Origin of the sequence: Candidatus Nitrosocosmicus sp. FF01 (genome assembly GCF_047711275.1) — an archaeon.
GTDB lineage: Archaea > Thermoproteota > Nitrososphaeria > Nitrososphaerales > Nitrososphaeraceae > Nitrosocosmicus.
Genome location: NZ_JBLNIG010000001.1, coordinates 872808 through 888990, shown reverse-complemented (window position 1 = coordinate 888990; position 16183 = coordinate 872808). Strand labels below are relative to the sequence as shown.

Here is a 16183-nt window from a genome sequence, read left to right as displayed (position 1 = left end):
CTTGCTCTAAATCATCAAATTGGGTTCTTATGGTAAAATTTTGAAAAAACGTTATTATATTCAAAAATTATTACAATATCCAAATATTTTTTGTGTTTTCAAGATTCTCAATAACAAAGTCTAATAGCATGATTGGATTAGCACTGTTATTGGGTATTAATGGAAATAATCTAATTAGTAGTTTAATTGACAATAACAAAAATAACATGATACCTTTTGCGACTGGCGTATCAATCATAATTATTGTAATTATTGATTTGTTAATGACTCGCCAGCTTCTGAGTTATGACTCAACCTCCGGAAATATCGCGTTCATTTGTACGATAATTATTGGATACGCGGTGGGTTCCATTATTCTCCTTAGGTTTGCCCATAACGTGAGCAAGGATTTACGAAAGAAATCCCGTATTAGTTATGCAATGCATTGGTCAGTTATTGTAGTTCAGGGGATGCTTTTAACAATACTGATGATAATGTTACTTTTTGGGAACCCAGGATATGTATTATCTAGGTTTGTTTTTGCAGTGAGCTCCGTATTAGCGACCGCCATTATGTTCATTATTACGTACAAATTCTTCTCATGGTACAGAGCTAGCAAATACAAGAATTCCATAGTATTCTTCTATGCTTTGGCAGCTTTAACTTTAGCATGTTCGATTATAGAAGATGCAAGCACAAAGCTGTTGATGATACAAATCATATATGAAAACGAATCTCAATCCCCTCCAATAACGGAATCTTCCTTTCAGTACAAAGACTCCCAAAAATATGCTGGCCAAATTGTCTTTGTAGATCCAAAGAGCAATGGAACTGCATACTTTGTAATACCAGATCACCTATTGGAGACTTACAATTATTTAAACTCCATCATTTTGCCGATAGGATTTGTATTTAGATGGATTGCATCAACCATGTTACTAAGAAACATATATAGTAAGATTAGTAGTATGCCGATATCCCTATGGATTATACTATCCCTCCCATTGATACTTTATCTAATAGGTAAGATGCCTGGGTTCTTATCAGGGGAGAGCCTTGCAGGCATAGATGAAGCATATAGATATTACTTTAGAGTATTGTTTAGAATTGGTACTATCGCAGGTAATATATTATTTGGCTTGGCGTTCTTCATAGTTGCAAAGAAAATGAAAGCCTCTAAGATGAGAGACTACCTGATGTTAGCAGGAATAGGAGATACAATTGTAGGGATATCATTATCAACTTCAGCAATTGAACCCTCCTTTGGTGTGGCGGGTCATTCTCTGGTTCTAATATCCACATACTTATTTACTCTCGGATTGTATTCATCAGCAATTACTGTTTCACAGGATCTAAAATTGAGACAATCGATACGAGATTCCGCTATTGAACAATCAAAGTTATTGGTAGGCATTGGTTCTGCCCAAATGGTTCAAGAGATTGAGAAAAAGGTAACAGAAATGGTAGAAACGGAGAAAAAAGCAATGAGTCAAAAAACTGGTATACAACCTTCATTTTCAGACCAAGATGCGAAACAGTACTTGAGTTCTGTACTCAAAGATATCAAGATTATCAAAAATATCGAGGACATTGTCAACAAGAGTCGAAACATATTAATGGATTCCAGAGAATTTGTATTATGCACAAAAGTTTCAGGATTAGAATTAGCTTTTAATAACTATTTTGAAGTTTATAAAAGGATTAGCAGGTATCAACACGCATTGTCTCATGGAGGGATAAGGATTACTACATCTATAAGGAATAGTAACGATATTCAAATGGTGAATAAATTTCTCGATTTAGGGATCGAAATAAGGCATGTAAAAAATTTACCTCCCATAAGCTTTGCTGCATCTGAGAAAGAAATGATTGCTACTATTCAAAAAACAGAAGGCGGCCAAGTAATTCAAAATCTATTGACAACCAATGAGAGAGCATATTTAGAACATTTCAAGTCCATTTTTGATGAACTTTGGAAAAACGGAATTGATGCTCAAAGCAGAATCAAGGATATCGAGCTCGGTATAGACAATGAGGGAATAGAAATCATACAAAACTCCGAAACGTTTGAGGAAGTATTAAGCCATCTTCTAAGTTCTGCATCTGATGATATTGTTGGGATATTTTCTACGGCTAGAGCGTTCATCCGCCAGAAGCATTCGCTTTCTATGTTGTTATTGAATGACAATTTCAAATCTTCTAACCTCAAGATAAGAATTCTAGTCCCTGAAGACCCGGTAGTATTTCAAACAATCGACGAAATAGATGAAAATGGCCTTTCAGAAAAAGTAAAGATCAGGTTCATAGAACCAAGTATGCAAACTAGAGCTTCTATAGTAGTAATTGATAGAAAACATTCTCTAGCAGTGGAAGTAAAAGATGATTCGAAGACTACCACTAAGGAGGCAATTGGATTGGTTACATATTCTAATAGTAAGTCAACCGTCTTGACTTACTATTCGATATTTGAAAGTTTTTGGAGACAAGCTGAACTGTATAAACAATTGCAGTCAAATGATAAAATGCAGAAAGAATTTATCAACACCGCAGCTCATGAACTCAGGACTCCAATCCAGCCTATTATAGGCGCATTGGATATTTTGAAATTTTCTACAAAGGGAGAAAAAGAAAAACAGTTGGTGGAAATAGTAGATAGAAATGCTAAGAGATTAAAAAAACTTGCCGAAGATATATTGGATGTTACAAAAATCGAGGGATACTCAATGACCTTAGTTAAGGAAGAATTTAGAATCAATGAAATCATTAATGAGAACTTGGAAAATTACAAATCCACTATTGACAACAACGACATACATTTCAACGTGGATTTAAAAGGTGATCCTCACTTATATGCTGACAAAAATGGTATCAGTAGAGTACTTTCCAATCTTATCAGTAATTCAGTAAAGTTCTTGCCCGAAAAAGACGGAACAATTAGCGTTTCCTCAGAACTCTTGGTAAAATTCATAAATGACAAGTCTATCAAAGTTGTCCAAGTTACCGTAAAGGATAATGGAACAGGGATTGATAACGAAGTATTTGCTAAATTATTCAAAAAATTTAACACGAAATCTTTCCATGGTATCGGATTGGGTTTATTTATTTCGAAGAATATTGTTGAGGCCCACAATGGGAGAATATGGGGTGAAAATAATCCAGACGGCATAGGGGCAACGTTCACTTTTTATCTACCTGTAGACTCTAGCGAGACACAAGAATAAGTGATCTGGGGGCGAATCGTTTATCCAATAAGAGGAAAATCTTGATCATTGACGATGAGCAAGATATCAACATTTATACTTAGGATTATACTAGAAGGCGACGAATTTAGTGTCGATACATTCAACGACCCAAGGACCGCTTTATCGAATTATCTACCTAATTTTTATGACTTGATTGTTTTGGACCTAAAGTTACCTTATATGTCAGGCGATGAAGTTTACCACAAGATTAGATTATTGGACAAGGAAACGAAAATTTGTTTTCTGACCTCTAGTGAACATTCTTTTCATCTGTTTCAAGAGAAAGGGCACGAATTACCTGATCTAAATCTGTTTATACAAAAACCAATTGAAAATCAAACATTTTTGAGAAAAATTAAAAAAATCCTGGAAGGATGATATAGATCTCGATGTAGATGTGGAGAATGATATTGACAAGACGTTTCTCTATAATTATGAAATAGTATAAAATGGAAAGAAAAAAATTTAGATTGGCTCGCAGAGGGATTTGGTGTACAATCCTTAACCTTAGAAAGTCTAGCTCAATAGTAAACAAAATTATATGACGCTTATCTCCTTTAGGTATCAATCTCAATATGAATATGAATAATCAAACTAAACTATGGTTAATACTCATTTCCCTATGGGTCATAAATGGATCCAGTTTTTTGGCAATAAAGGTAGCTATTGATACTATTCCACCATTATTAAGTGCAGGTTTACGATTCAGTATAGCTGGTGCAGTGCTCTTTAGTTTGTATTATATTCAATATTATCAAAAATCTAGGTCTGATTCAAAATTCGCTCCGCAGTCCGAATCTGGTTCAAAAGGAAATTTACCGATAGGTCAAGTCAAGACTCAAAGAGAATCAATTACTTTGAGTCAGTGGAAAGACAGTTTGATTCTAGGTGTTACATTGTTTTTGGGGGGCCAAGGATTACTAACCTGGGGGGCACAATTCCTCTCCTCAGGAATGACGGGGTTATTAAATTCAACCATCCCTCTTTGGGTGGCAATATTGGGTTATGCAATCTATAGATGGTTCAAAAAAGGAAGTAATGGGCAGAATTTATCTAAGATGACTCTGATTGGTTTGGGATGCGGTTTTGGTGGACTAATGCTTCTTGTAGCTCCATCGATTGGTTCGGGTGAAATGGACCCGGTAGGAGCTGTCGCATTGATAATTAGTTCCATATCGTGGGCAATAGGGTCGATATATTCTACGAAGGCAAAGCTTCCAGTAAGCATCTTAGCATCTTCAGGGATGATAATGATAACTGGCGGATTGATGCTTACTGCAGTCAGTTTCTTGTTTGCAGAGTACAAGTCATTAGATATTATGCAAATTTCGCTTCAATCAATAGTTGCGCAAATTTATTTAATAATAATAATCACAATTGTAGGATTTACAGATTTCTATTATTTGCTAAGAGTAACATCTGCATCTTTAGCCAATACATTTGCTTATGTTAGTCCAGTTATAGCAGTTTTGTTAGGATGGGCGGTCCTGAAAGAAGATTTGACAATCACGACAATAATTGCGATGATTGTAATCTTGTTTGGAGTAGCCCTCATGGTAACCAAGAAAAGGAATAAGAAAAACAATCCTTCAAAAACTTCGATTGAAAATGTCGAGAAGGCGATAAATAGCAAGTCTGATGATCCACGACAGTATGATTAAAAGGTGGCAAAAGGGATACAAAGATATTGACGATTTTTCTGAACCTAGAGAATGTTGATAGAAGGTTGACTGATAAAATTATAAAGGAACTAGAAGCAGTATTTTTTCCAAATGATAACAACTTAACTAATTATTTTAAGATAGTTTACCATGAATCTGCTTCAACGGTTGAGGATAGCCGTCTTCGAGAAGATAACAGAGCGTCAATAAGAGGTATCGAATTGGATGAGAAAGACAAACAATTAGATCTTGTAAAGCAAAAGGTAAAAGATATTTTGGTTAAGATTGCTATAGATAACTATGTAGTAACACTAGATCCGCATTCTCTGAATGAAATTGTAATTTTAAAAAGATCTGAAGCAGAATCGACTGGGGCATTGCACTGTCGCCATTGCGGGATGGAATTTGAAGACCAGATTCAACTTGGCAATCACCTGAGAATTCATTATATGATTTGACGTTATTGATGAATGATACCTCCGCCTTTGAAATATTGTATAACTAGTAACCCAAAAAATTTGTTGCAAATCTAAGAGAATTTCAAAATAATACTCTTGGCTTATCTTATCTTTCTGATAATACATTAGAAACAAAAAAGAGAATGAATAACAAATATTGTTTGACAGAGCATCAATCCTCTCGATCTTACGTGCAAATTCATTTCGTTGCATCTAGCAGACAATATCTGAGTTACAATTTAGTGTAGAATAATAGAATATCTGGGTTTATTAACATTAAACTATAAAATGATTCTGCAAGGATGGGTCGGAAGGTTATTATGCTTGAAAAAATCTAATCTCAAGTTACTTCAAAAATAGGAATTCAAAATAATATCGGTGATTGGGTATATTATGACAAAATATGATTCACATCACATCAAATTAGAACCATTCAATAAATAATCATTTAGGTAAAACACGTTATTCCTTGATCATATGGAGAAATCTTAGCATACGAAATTCTAATATAATGTGTGGAGATTAAAACAAATTCTCATTATTTGACAATTAGATTTTTTTAAATGGTGCAGTCACCTATCTCTCTTAGGAAATAAGTCGTCAATGAATTCAAAAAAGGTTAATTCAATTAGATACATAGCATTAGACATTTCAATAACACTATCCCAAAAATATTGTTTGCACATTATTGAATTCACATCAATAAATAGAAATTTTTCAACACTGATTACGGAATTTTCGATTTTGCATAGCAATCGTATTGGAGAAAGAATTTTATGCATTCGGATAAATAAATTGTTTTGTGCCTCCTCCTTCAAATGTTCAAAATCACTTCTATCCTTAGGAGTAAATGCAACACTCATGCGTAGTAAAAACCCGTCTTTAAAACCTTCATCAGATACAATTTCGAAGAATTTTATTTCCTCATTGGGTGGAAAGACCTTTGCATAGTACTCAAGCGTATTTCTTTTAGTTTCATCCTCCTTTATTGTATAATCATAGTCCTTTAACCACTGTAAGATGGTTCTATAGACTTGCTCCTTGTTACTATCGGTCATCATATAGTCAAATTAAACCAAATATTTAAGTCAAACGAATAAAATGTGTCGGACTGTGTAGAAACTGCACATCTTATCTATGGGCATTGATCAAAAATATCGCAAGTATCAAACATACCTGAAAGTAAAAAACGATGTAATACCCCTTTTTAAAAGATATCTTTTATATAAACAAACTAGTTTGAAATTACAGAATACTCAAATTTGGGATAAACGTTGTTTGAAATCAAAAGTGGGACCTTTTACCGTGTAGATAAGTCAAATGTATGATAAACCATGAAAATATGACTTAATTTACCAATCCTTTACTGGACTGAGGAATATTTGTCAAAGTGATTGTTACTGTTACGTTACTTGATGGATATGTTACACCTGAAGTTAAGTCAGACGAAAAGTTTGCCTCATTACCATCTATGAATCCCAAGTCTTTCTTTAGTTTGTTTATCCTGCGCCACCACAGAACAAATCGTTCCTACTGTCAAAGGTACAATTACCATAAAGTCCTTAATCTTTGACAAATTTATCATGATTCTTGTCGGAATAATCAGTTCCATTGTTTTAATACATGGTTAAAAAGGCTAATTTAGTTTAGATAATAACTAGACTACACACCTTCATTTTATTTTTCTTTTCTGATGATATTCTATTGAAACCACCAATTATCTGCGATTGATTTGAATCTTGATCAAGAATCTACTTTTTGATTTTATTCTCATATATGAAGAAATTTAGAATTTGTCACGATGTGAGATTCTATATTATAGTTTGTTCCGTAATAGGGGGTATAACCCGCGGTCTAATCACCTGATTATAACGGCTAAAACTTTAGTGATACTTCTCTAATTGTTTTTTGATCTACCTTGGATATTGACAAGTATCTTGACAGATGTGTTATGATCATAGTTTGTGGAGGTTTCCTGACACTTTCTAAATAACCAAAAAAGAGAATGAATAACAAATATTGTTTGACAGAGCATCAATCCTCTCGATCTTACGTGCAAATTCATTTCGTTGCATCTAGCAGACAATATCTGAGTTACAATTTAGTGTAGAATAATAGAATATCTGGGTTTATTAACATTAAACTATAAAATGATTCTGCAATTCCATTTTTAGAATAATCTCCTACCACAGGATGTTAAACACTATCAAGAAAAATATTTGAGTATCTTTAACAAAGTAATCAAAGCAATTGTTTCTGTTAACAACGATTAGTTAGGTTGTTAAGGTGGTTCAGGATATCATTTTAAGTATTGATTTTTCGGAAAAATTCGTATATTAAGGGGGAGTTTAGGTCTATAATGATCCTTTCTGGCATAATCTTCTTGGCTTTGGGAATCATTTTTCAAATGCAAAGCTTATCGATAATAGGACCCACTTCTTCATTCATGTATGCTAATGAACAGTGGAACTTTTATGGATTAATCATTGCTGTACTGGGAGTTATTTCATTAACAATTGCGATATTTTGGAAGATGAACAAAATCAATCGAAATTTTGAATAACGGTCAGAAGTTGATGATGATGTCAATATTAACCTGAATCGGTGGGGAACAGATTTATGCTGAACATTCGAAATATTATTTCTGCATTAATATGGTTAAGATTTTAATTCTATTAGGATCATTTTTAAATTTAGATAGATAATACGATGACAATGCTGGAGGCGGATTATCTACCATTACATTGATAATAAAGCCAATAGATTCAAATGATGATATAAGCCAAGTTCTCCATTTTTTATATTCCTCGACAGTCACCTCAGAAAGTAATTCATTTGTGCATTCCGTAATTAGCAAGAATTGACCATATTTCTTCATTTTGCTTAGCATTATTTCATAAATATTCTTCCAATTGAACTCACGCTCTTTTCCAATATAATTGGGATGAGGAAGAACTGAAATAAACATGCTTACTGATTCATTATGAAATCTATTGATTACATGTTCGAAATCGTCATTGATAAATGTGATATTGTCATCATTTTCATTGAGCAAAGAGCAGGATTCTTTATACAAGGATAGATTCGATTCGATTCCCATGAAGTATAGTTCCCGCTTTGCGTTCCTAGCGGCTAGGTTGACGAGAGTTTGTCCGTTTCCTGATCCCAACTCAATTATGAGATCCCCCTTTCCCCGATATTTCCGACCGTATAGCGTTGACACTGACAAGTAATTGACACATGTCAAATTAAAGAATTATTCGTTAGGAGCCAAGTTTCACTGTCTTTACAATTTGTGTTCATGAACGATTCATGATTGTACAGTTTTCATTATAAGAGTTTGATTGAGCATAGACTTTCAAGACTAGACCGTTATAAACTTCTTCCCCTGAACTAAAGATAGAAAGGTAAATTGAATAGTTTGTCCAATCAAAATTATGGATCATGGATTTTAATAATCAAACTATTTTAATTACGGGTGGAACAGGAGCGTTAGGGTCGATGGTTACCCAACTCTTCTCAAAGTACTCACCGAAAGTAATTATCGTTACATACAGATCTGAAAGTGAGAGATCTGATACGGAAAAAGCTTTAAGAAACCAAAGTGATGAACATGATGGAGATAAGAGTAGAACTGAAATAAAATTTGTTCAAGTGGATTTGCTAAATGAAGACAACGTTAAGGCACTAGTTGAGAAAGTTATTGATGAGTTTGACCAAATTCATGTTCTTGCAAATATCGTGGGAGGTTTTTTTGGTGGAAAATTTGCAGATGAAATAACACTAGAGGAGTGGGATAAAATGATGAATATGAATTTAAAGACTGCTTTTCTAATTAGTAAATACGTTCTAAAGTCAATGAAAAAAAACCAATTTGGTAAAATAGTTCATGTGTCCTCAGCATCGGGTAAGAAGGCAAGTGGAAGGGATTCTGCATATGCCGCGTCTAAGGCAGGGTTGATTAGATTAGTGGATTCCATTAAGGAAGAAGCAAAAGAATTTAAAATAAATATCAATTGTATTTTACCAACAATAATCGATACTCATGCGAATAGATTAGCTATGCCTTCTGCCGATTACTCTGGTTGGGTAAAACCACTAGATTTAGCAAGACTAATTGTTTTTCTATGTTCAGAGAATTCAAAGGTAATAAATGGTGAAGCAATTAAGACCTCAGGATATGCATAAATGAAAATAAACCTATGGACTTCTCACAGTAATGGTGATTTTTAATAATCTGTTCAAAACTATACTGACTTGTTGACTGGTGTCTCAATGGTTATACTCACAGTCTAGCTCTATTTCTCTTTCCCTCATATTGTAGATTTGAGATAAAAGTTTTGAATGGCGTATAAATCTGAGGGAATATCAAAGTATCGGATAGATGTTTATTAAACTCAATTAAGGGTATAAAAAAAATTTTTAATGTTTACTTAAAATAAAAAATATTTTGGACCAGTGGGATGGTCTAACTGAAACTGAAGTCTAGTCCTGCCGATTTCATTGTGTCTTCGACATTATCAAGTATGCTGTCTACTGCGGAATTATCTCCTGAATCATCAGACCATGATGAATCAGAATCGCTACTATCAGTATCAAAGTTAAATCCGAAATCGAAATCGTTCATCCCACTTGAAAAGTCAAAGGAATCATCGTCGTCATTATTTCTGTTACTGCTACTGTTGTCGTCATCATCGTCGTCATTATTGCTACTGCTACTGTTGTCATCATCATCGTCGTCATTATTGCTACTGCTACTGTTGTCATCATCATCGTCGTCATTATTGCTACTGCTACTGTTGTCATCATCATCGTCGTCATTATTGCTACTGCTACTGTTGTCATCATCATCGTCGTCATTATTGCTACTGCTACTGTTGTCATCATCATCGTCGTCATTATTGCTACTGCTACTGTTGTCATCATCATCGTCGTCATTATTGCTACTGCTACCAGAGCCAGTCCCACTATCACTACTTTGAGTAGTTAACGCACTTGTTGTTTTGCAACATACTGGTCCACTTCCTGTATCTTGATTAAATTGTTGAATTTGAGCAACTGGCTGAATAGCATTTGATGCTAGTGTGCTATTACCATTGGTTGAGTTAGAAGCAGACTCTAACATCAATTCATAGTTTGTCAATTGTGCTTGAGTAAAGTTACTAGCAGTAATATTTACAGAATAATATGCCTGTGAGGGCTGAGGGGATAATGTTACATTACTACCACCAGTACCATTGCCATTAGCAGCTGCTGCACAGTATATCTTTGAAGTTATCTTGTTATTTCCTTCATTGATACTGGTATAATTACTTGAGAGTGTATATTGCCATGTTGAATAATCGTTATTTCCTTGTATTCCTGTAGGTTGGACATTTTGATAGGGCTTTACGTTATTCACAATAATTGTCACGTCACAGTCAGTTGAAGCAGTATCCTTTGAAACTCCATAGATTACCAGTGACTTGTTTGAATTAAGGGGAACCAAGTCACCTTTGTCGGGTGAATTTATCTTTATACCTCCTGCAAGTTTTGTGATATTAGTAGAAGGACTTTGTATAGGAGTAGGTGTTTGAGTTACATTTGAATCTGTTAATCCAGACGTATTTTGAGCAAAAACCTGGTTGTTAGCATTATAATTTGTATTTGATAACAATAATACTACCAATAGTACTGCAAAAATAACACCAATTTTTTTTACCATAAATTAATTCCATATTTCTATATATATTAAAGTTTGACAAGATTTTTCTATTTGATAAAACCATACGTATCTTCTTTTAAGTTAGCAATGAAACTTTAAAAAGCCAACAGGTGACTTTCAAATTATCCTTTTATGGTAAATTTAACAATACGTCTAATTACGTCCCTGAATAGGGCCCAGACTTGTTTTTGGTCACCATACCAGAGTAGTACTGCAAGTTTATAATGTAAATCATTATATAGCTTTCTCGAATTTAGAAGATAAAATATTCGGAGAGTTATTTTTCCTAACAATCAAGATAAATAATTGGTATTTCATACTTTGCTAGTGACTGATGATAGCAAGGAATTTGCATTTAGTTCTGTTATACGGTGGCTAAGAGAAGCTAACTTTGTTATCAATGAAGAGAAAAGCACGATAGTAACTTCAGATTTTTACGCAAGGACACTTTTGCCTGATGACCCACTTCATCCTATTGAATTAAAGTCATCTCCCAGCATTGGAAATGGAATCCTGATCCAGGTCAAGTTGACTTTGACGCCAAATCAGATTGCAACTATAACTAACCCGGACGGCAAAATAAAATCAGATATAATTAACAAGTTTCCATCACTAGTTGACTCAAAAAGTCTAGTATTAAATGGTGATGGAGATGAGATAATATTGGAAACAATGTTACCTTTTGGCTCTCAACCATTGGAATCCAAACATGAATTAATCGATTTGATTATCCAGCATGCTACAATTAACTACTGATATGAAAAAAATTGCATCATGATCAAGAAAATATAATTAGTGTTTAAGATAAGAGCCGATAAAGGAAAAAATTGAGTTATGGGATCAAAATTAATAACAGATAGGGAAAAAGTGTATTAGTAATGAGAATTACCTCTTAGATAACTCTCATTCAATTGTCTATAAAGTCTAATGGATCTGCAATGTCAGTTTCATGACCCAAAATGTATTCTTTGCCGAGACTGCATTTTAGATCTGAACAAAGCAATGGACTCACTTCATCTACCTCCTCCTCCTCTTCAGTTGTTGTACTAGTGGTAGTCTCTACATTAGAGTGACTGTTATGTTGCTCATGACAAGAGACATTTGGATCTGTTATTTCACTGCATAAGGCATATGCTATGCCATTTCCGGTTGCAAATATCAATAAGGAGGTGGCGCTAAATAATGAAATGATAACAGCGAATGTATATAGTGTTCTCATGATTTAGTATTTTGCACTAAACAATATTAGAATTTATAAGCTAAATTCTGTAATATTATTAACTATTCTTATTCTGTTAGGGATTAAACAATAATTAATCTAAGGTCAATTCAGACCGGTTAGCAAATAGAAATGAAATACATCCAATTCATATTTGGATTCATTAATATGCCGAGAACTCCATCTTCAATAAGCAGGCTATCGAACGGCACTTGGTTTAAATTGATTACAAGGTTATATAGTTTAAAAAATAAATTTTATCAATGAGCTTAAGATGTCCTAATTGTGCCACTGAAATGATGTTGAGTAATAAAAATGGTGTCGAGATAGATCATTGTCCTAGATGTCGTGGAGTTTGGCTGGACAGAGGTGAGTTGGAAAAGATTACGAGTATGCAAAACAGATATGACGACGATCATTATCGAAAATACCATTACGGGAAGGATTATGACGATGATGATGATTATTATCACAGGAGAAAACACAAGAAAAAGAGTTTCTTTGGGGACATGTTTGACTTTGACTGATTAGTTTCGGTCATTTCAAGTCATTTGATGTCATATACCAGCGATTTATACTTTTTATTACAACCGGTTTCACAACTATAAGAAAACCGATAAAGATATTTGAAAGAATTTTACTATGAAAATAAACTACTATCAGTTCTTATTATTGAACCAATGAAATTGATTACAACTACAAATGAAGCAATGGTGATCATCTTTTTGATGGCTGAGAAATTTATGTGAAATTCTCAAATGACCGCAATTTCTACAGATATAATATTTTCGCGAGTCCATTGTAATCTTCATTGAATCAATTTGTAATAAAGGCATTTCCTTTGTACTTTAGTAAGGTTTTGTGCTTGTAAATAATTTCGCTTCAATACTGTGTAAAATAGTTTAGTTTGGAAATAAAATAGCCGATTGTTTTGTTATAATTAAATAGTTTGTTTTAAATAAATTCTTGATGTCAGAAGAAAACAAGAAAAAATTTGACTGTAGGTGTGGGGCTGCGTTCGATACCGTAGAGGAACTAGACAAACACAACCATGAAGCACACTAGGTTAATTTAGAAGACTTAGGAGCCAATCAGATATAAATAATTTTATCCAAATCTTAATTTTCTTCTTTGATTCATGCCTTGTGCTTCCGAACAAGTATGATTGTGCAATAGAAACATATGTTTCTCTTATAAAATTTTCAGCGAAAAGCCTCGAACAATTGATTTGTAATCAAAACAAAATCTATAACGGAAAATACCACAACCACTTGTGTACGATATCAAGTCAAAGTAATTGCTAAATGCATTTTAATGAGTGTGTTTTTTCTTAATAATATGGGCTATATGGATTTAATGAGCAAAGTAGACAACATAGAGCTTTTAGGTGGAATGATTAAGCATCTGGTAACAAATCGTGGCAAGTTAGATACAGTATTTGACCTCGAAGATGGATTTAGGGACACAATCTGGATGAAGAACTGTATTGAACGACTTAAAGAGGACCCTGAATCAGCAAAAATGTTTGAAGAGAAATACATGGGACCTGAATATGATTTGGATGAATTATCCAAACTCCCTAAGGATACTCTGGGTTATAACTATGCATTTTTGATGAAAACTATGGGTTTTGAACCACATTTCTATCGATCACGGGATAGACCATCTTTAGAGAATGATTCTGATTATGTAACGATGAGAGTAAGAAAAACTCATGACCTTTATCATACCATTAGCGGTTTTAATATGGCAATTGGGGAAATAGGCGTGATCGCGCTAAATGTTACCCAGTATTCATATCCGGCGTTCATGCTCATTGATCTTGTGGCCGTAGGAGCAGCATGTTTTCCAGGTCTAGCTAATATTCCTCAGTCCGAAAAAATTCATTCTTCAATGATTTTTGAAACACTGGCAAAAGGAATAAAGATGGCTCAAGAATGTAAATCGCTATTTCCAGTAAAGTTTGAAGAAATGGTTGAAATGCCAATAGAGGATGTCAGAAAGAAACTTAATATAACACCATTGAAGGAAGGTCCTAGCTGGTATCAATATCCAAAGATTAGAGAAGCAGGAATATACTAATTTTTCTTTGCGATCATAATTCCTATCATTCATTTATTTTTTAGGTTGATTCTCCAAAAAAAGTGGAAGTCTGATTATCCAGCAAGGCTATTGTGGGCAGAACCTCCCCTTCCTCCGTTCATACTATGATCTCCACTACCGCTGCGAGGCTCGCTACTTCCTGTACTACCTCCACACTCATCACCTATTGTAACATGATTCTTTGCAAAGCATGATCCTCCTGGACCTATATCTCCAGCTATTGCATCCCCTGTGTTTCCCCCATTCCCTCCGTTGCCACCAACCGCACTACATGCTAGTGGACCCAAACACCAATTATCAGCAAATGCAACAACTGGAAACATTATTGCATTAACTATCCCAGTCATGACGGCTATACCAATTACTAATATTCGGATCAATTTAGATGAATTTTTGAAGTTCATTTATCAATAACAATAATACCTTGTGATTTATTTGAGGTTTTTAACAGATTTTTATGTAATAAAACCCTACTAAAACAATTCAAAGTGAAACCTTTTTATGGGTATATATCGAGACGCGACTTTATGACGAATAATGCCTGGAAGTGGATTAATGCTCTCTCAGATTAGTAATCGCATCCAAATTTCTTCCTCACATCAGTAATTTTAAAAAGAAGAGAGCACTTTTGCAACGCTTTTATGATGATATTCCTTAGAGCTTATTCTCAGATATTGTAACATTCTCTACTAGATCCTCATAATATCTTCGAGTTTTATTAATGCTATTTAATTTGCTTTGTTCAATATTAGTCAGATCGTTAGACAAAGCTTCTTGCTTATCGGCCAATAACATGTCTGCCATGACAAACAATCTCTGATTTTCTTTGGAGAGATGAAGACTTACATGCTCTACATATTTTTCTATATCTTCTATCAAGGCTCGGGGCTGACCTGTAGAGAGGTAAACTTCTGTTGATTTTATAATTGAATTTGTAAGATTCTTTGTTATTTCATGTTCAAATAACATACGAGCGATGGGACCCCCTTCTTTAGGCATCCCATTTTTTTCTAGTGTTGGGAATAAGGATTCTTCCTCTTTTCCATGGTGACATTGATTAGTAAAATTAGTTGAAAAATCAATTGTCTGATCCAAGATCGGCTTTGGGATTGTAGTTCCCTTTTGTAACAATGTAGACATTATTTTAAGCGCATTTATCATTTTCTCTATAAGCGCATGATCTTTTCTTAAAGACTCTGTGGGGTTCACTAAATAGCTTTTAGTCAAATGCTTCATAATAATTTAGCTGGAAATATTGTGATAATAAAAAGATGACTGTGAAGAATAGCTTTGTGCCAGAAAGCTACATTTTGCAAAAACTGAATTTGAAAACATCCCTAATGGTCAACAAGACCCATTGAACAGTTCATAATTATCATAATCTACAAATAATTAGGTTGGAAGAAAACTTTGAAGGAAATTCAGATATTGTGGAAAATTGATTATTTTCCAAAGTATGCTCTTACATTGGGCCTATAAAGATAGTATATTACTACAATATTTATAATGACGTGAAATATTGCCCCAAAATTACCTGCTATGATGGATCCAATGCCAACTATAATACCTATGATGGAAATTATCAAAGTAATGCTCCATGCCCAGCTTAGTCCCTTCCAAAGGCCGTAAGCAACCGCAAAATATGCTAATCCTATTATTATGAGAATACCCCCAAGAACCAAACCTATTATTGGCAACAAAACCAATACAGTAAGGCCGCTCAAAAGTGATCCAATTCCCCCCAGTACAGCAAGAATCGCTATTATCGTGACACCTAAAGGTCTATTGCTTTGCACAACTTACTGTATAAACTATTA

General features: G+C 34.1%; 17 protein-coding genes. 9 read left to right on the top strand and 8 right to left on the bottom strand.

Annotation, left to right across the window (positions count from 1 at the left end; all coding sequences use genetic code 11):
* Positions 1-92: 92 nt before the first annotated feature.
* The 4 genes from ACMT7R_RS04845 (at position 93) to ACMT7R_RS04830 (ending at position 5340) form a co-directional block, all read left to right on the top strand.
* Positions 93-3200, top strand: coding sequence for an ATP-binding protein (locus ACMT7R_RS04845; RefSeq protein ID WP_415310365.1), 3108 nt, complete (start codon positions 93-95; stop codon positions 3198-3200).
* Between the two features lie 54 nt (positions 3201-3254).
* Positions 3255-3599 (top strand): response regulator, encoded by a 345-nt coding sequence (locus ACMT7R_RS04840; protein ID WP_415310364.1) that lies wholly within the window; start codon positions 3255-3257, stop codon positions 3597-3599.
* A gap of 197 nt (positions 3600-3796) precedes the next feature.
* The gene (locus ACMT7R_RS04835) at positions 3797-4882 is read left to right on the top strand and encodes a DMT family transporter (RefSeq protein ID WP_415310363.1); all 1086 of its coding nucleotides are present in this window, start codon (positions 3797-3799) and stop codon (positions 4880-4882) included.
* A gap of 26 nt (positions 4883-4908) precedes the next feature.
* Positions 4909-5340, top strand: coding sequence for a hypothetical protein (locus ACMT7R_RS04830; RefSeq protein WP_415310362.1), 432 nt, complete (start codon positions 4909-4911; stop codon positions 5338-5340).
* 572 nt (positions 5341-5912) lie between these two features.
* Here ACMT7R_RS04830 and ACMT7R_RS04825 read toward each other — a convergent pair.
* On the bottom strand, positions 5913-6401 hold the full coding sequence (locus ACMT7R_RS04825; protein WP_415310360.1) for a DUF2299 family protein: 489 nt from the start codon (positions 6399-6401) through the stop codon (positions 5913-5915).
* Positions 6402-6802: 401 nt separating this feature from the next.
* A complete protein-coding gene (locus ACMT7R_RS04820; RefSeq protein WP_415310359.1) occupies positions 6803-6952 on the bottom strand; it encodes a hypothetical protein in 150 nt (49 codons plus the stop codon).
* A gap of 747 nt (positions 6953-7699) precedes the next feature.
* Here ACMT7R_RS04820 and ACMT7R_RS04815 point away from each other — a divergent pair.
* Positions 7700-7903 carry a hypothetical protein gene (locus tag ACMT7R_RS04815; RefSeq protein WP_415310358.1) on the top strand — a complete coding sequence of 68 codons (204 nt, stop codon included), beginning with the start codon at positions 7700-7702 and terminating at the stop codon, positions 7901-7903.
* Positions 7904-7978: 75 nt separating this feature from the next.
* Here the strand turns inward: ACMT7R_RS04815 and ACMT7R_RS04810 are convergent, their stop codons facing one another.
* On the bottom strand, positions 7979-8563 hold the full coding sequence (locus ACMT7R_RS04810) for a hypothetical protein (RefSeq protein WP_415310576.1): 585 nt from the start codon (positions 8561-8563) through the stop codon (positions 7979-7981).
* 221 nt (positions 8564-8784) lie between these two features.
* Here ACMT7R_RS04810 and ACMT7R_RS04805 point away from each other — a divergent pair, with 221 nt between their 5' ends.
* The gene (locus tag ACMT7R_RS04805; protein WP_415310356.1) at positions 8785-9528 is read left to right on the top strand and encodes an SDR family oxidoreductase; all 744 of its coding nucleotides are present in this window, start codon (positions 8785-8787) and stop codon (positions 9526-9528) included.
* Positions 9529-9808: 280 nt separating this feature from the next.
* On the opposite strand, the gene ACMT7R_RS04800 is transcribed toward ACMT7R_RS04805, so the two are convergent.
* Positions 9809-11044, bottom strand: coding sequence for a hypothetical protein (locus ACMT7R_RS04800; protein WP_415310355.1), 1236 nt, complete (start codon positions 11042-11044; stop codon positions 9809-9811).
* 327 nt (positions 11045-11371) lie between these two features.
* Between ACMT7R_RS04800 and ACMT7R_RS04795 the strand changes: the two genes are divergently transcribed.
* Positions 11372-11800 carry a hypothetical protein gene (locus tag ACMT7R_RS04795; protein ID WP_415310353.1) on the top strand — a complete coding sequence of 143 codons (429 nt, stop codon included), beginning with the start codon at positions 11372-11374 and terminating at the stop codon, positions 11798-11800.
* A 151-nt stretch (positions 11801-11951) separates the two neighbouring features.
* Here ACMT7R_RS04795 and ACMT7R_RS04790 read toward each other — a convergent pair whose 3' ends face one another.
* A complete protein-coding gene (locus tag ACMT7R_RS04790) occupies positions 11952-12263 on the bottom strand; it encodes a hypothetical protein (RefSeq protein WP_415310351.1) in 312 nt (103 codons plus the stop codon).
* Positions 12264-12526: 263 nt separating this feature from the next.
* On the opposite strand from ACMT7R_RS04790, the gene ACMT7R_RS04785 reads away from it, so the two are divergent.
* Together ACMT7R_RS04785 and ACMT7R_RS04780 are read left to right on the top strand one after the other, a co-directional pair.
* Positions 12527-12790, top strand: a complete 264-nt coding sequence (locus tag ACMT7R_RS04785) for a zf-TFIIB domain-containing protein (protein ID WP_415310350.1) — start codon at positions 12527-12529, stop codon at positions 12788-12790.
* Positions 12791-13619: 829 nt separating this feature from the next.
* On the top strand, positions 13620-14345 hold the full coding sequence (locus tag ACMT7R_RS04780; protein ID WP_415310349.1) for a Coq4 family protein: 726 nt from the start codon (positions 13620-13622) through the stop codon (positions 14343-14345).
* 74 nt (positions 14346-14419) lie between these two features.
* Here the strand turns inward: ACMT7R_RS04780 and ACMT7R_RS04775 are convergent, their stop codons facing one another.
* From ACMT7R_RS04775 to ACMT7R_RS04765, 3 genes are all read right to left on the bottom strand, one after another.
* Entirely contained in the window at positions 14420-14770 is a 351-nt protein-coding gene (locus tag ACMT7R_RS04775; RefSeq protein ID WP_415310347.1) for a hypothetical protein, read from the bottom strand.
* Positions 14771-15020: 250 nt separating this feature from the next.
* The gene (locus ACMT7R_RS04770) at positions 15021-15575 is read right to left on the bottom strand and encodes a hemerythrin domain-containing protein (RefSeq protein WP_415310345.1); all 555 of its coding nucleotides are present in this window, start codon (positions 15573-15575) and stop codon (positions 15021-15023) included.
* Positions 15576-15808: 233 nt separating this feature from the next.
* Positions 15809-16162: a hypothetical protein gene (locus ACMT7R_RS04765; RefSeq protein ID WP_415310343.1), complete on the bottom strand. Its 354-nt coding sequence runs from the start codon at positions 16160-16162 to the stop codon at positions 15809-15811.
* Positions 16163-16183: the final 21 nt, after the last annotated feature.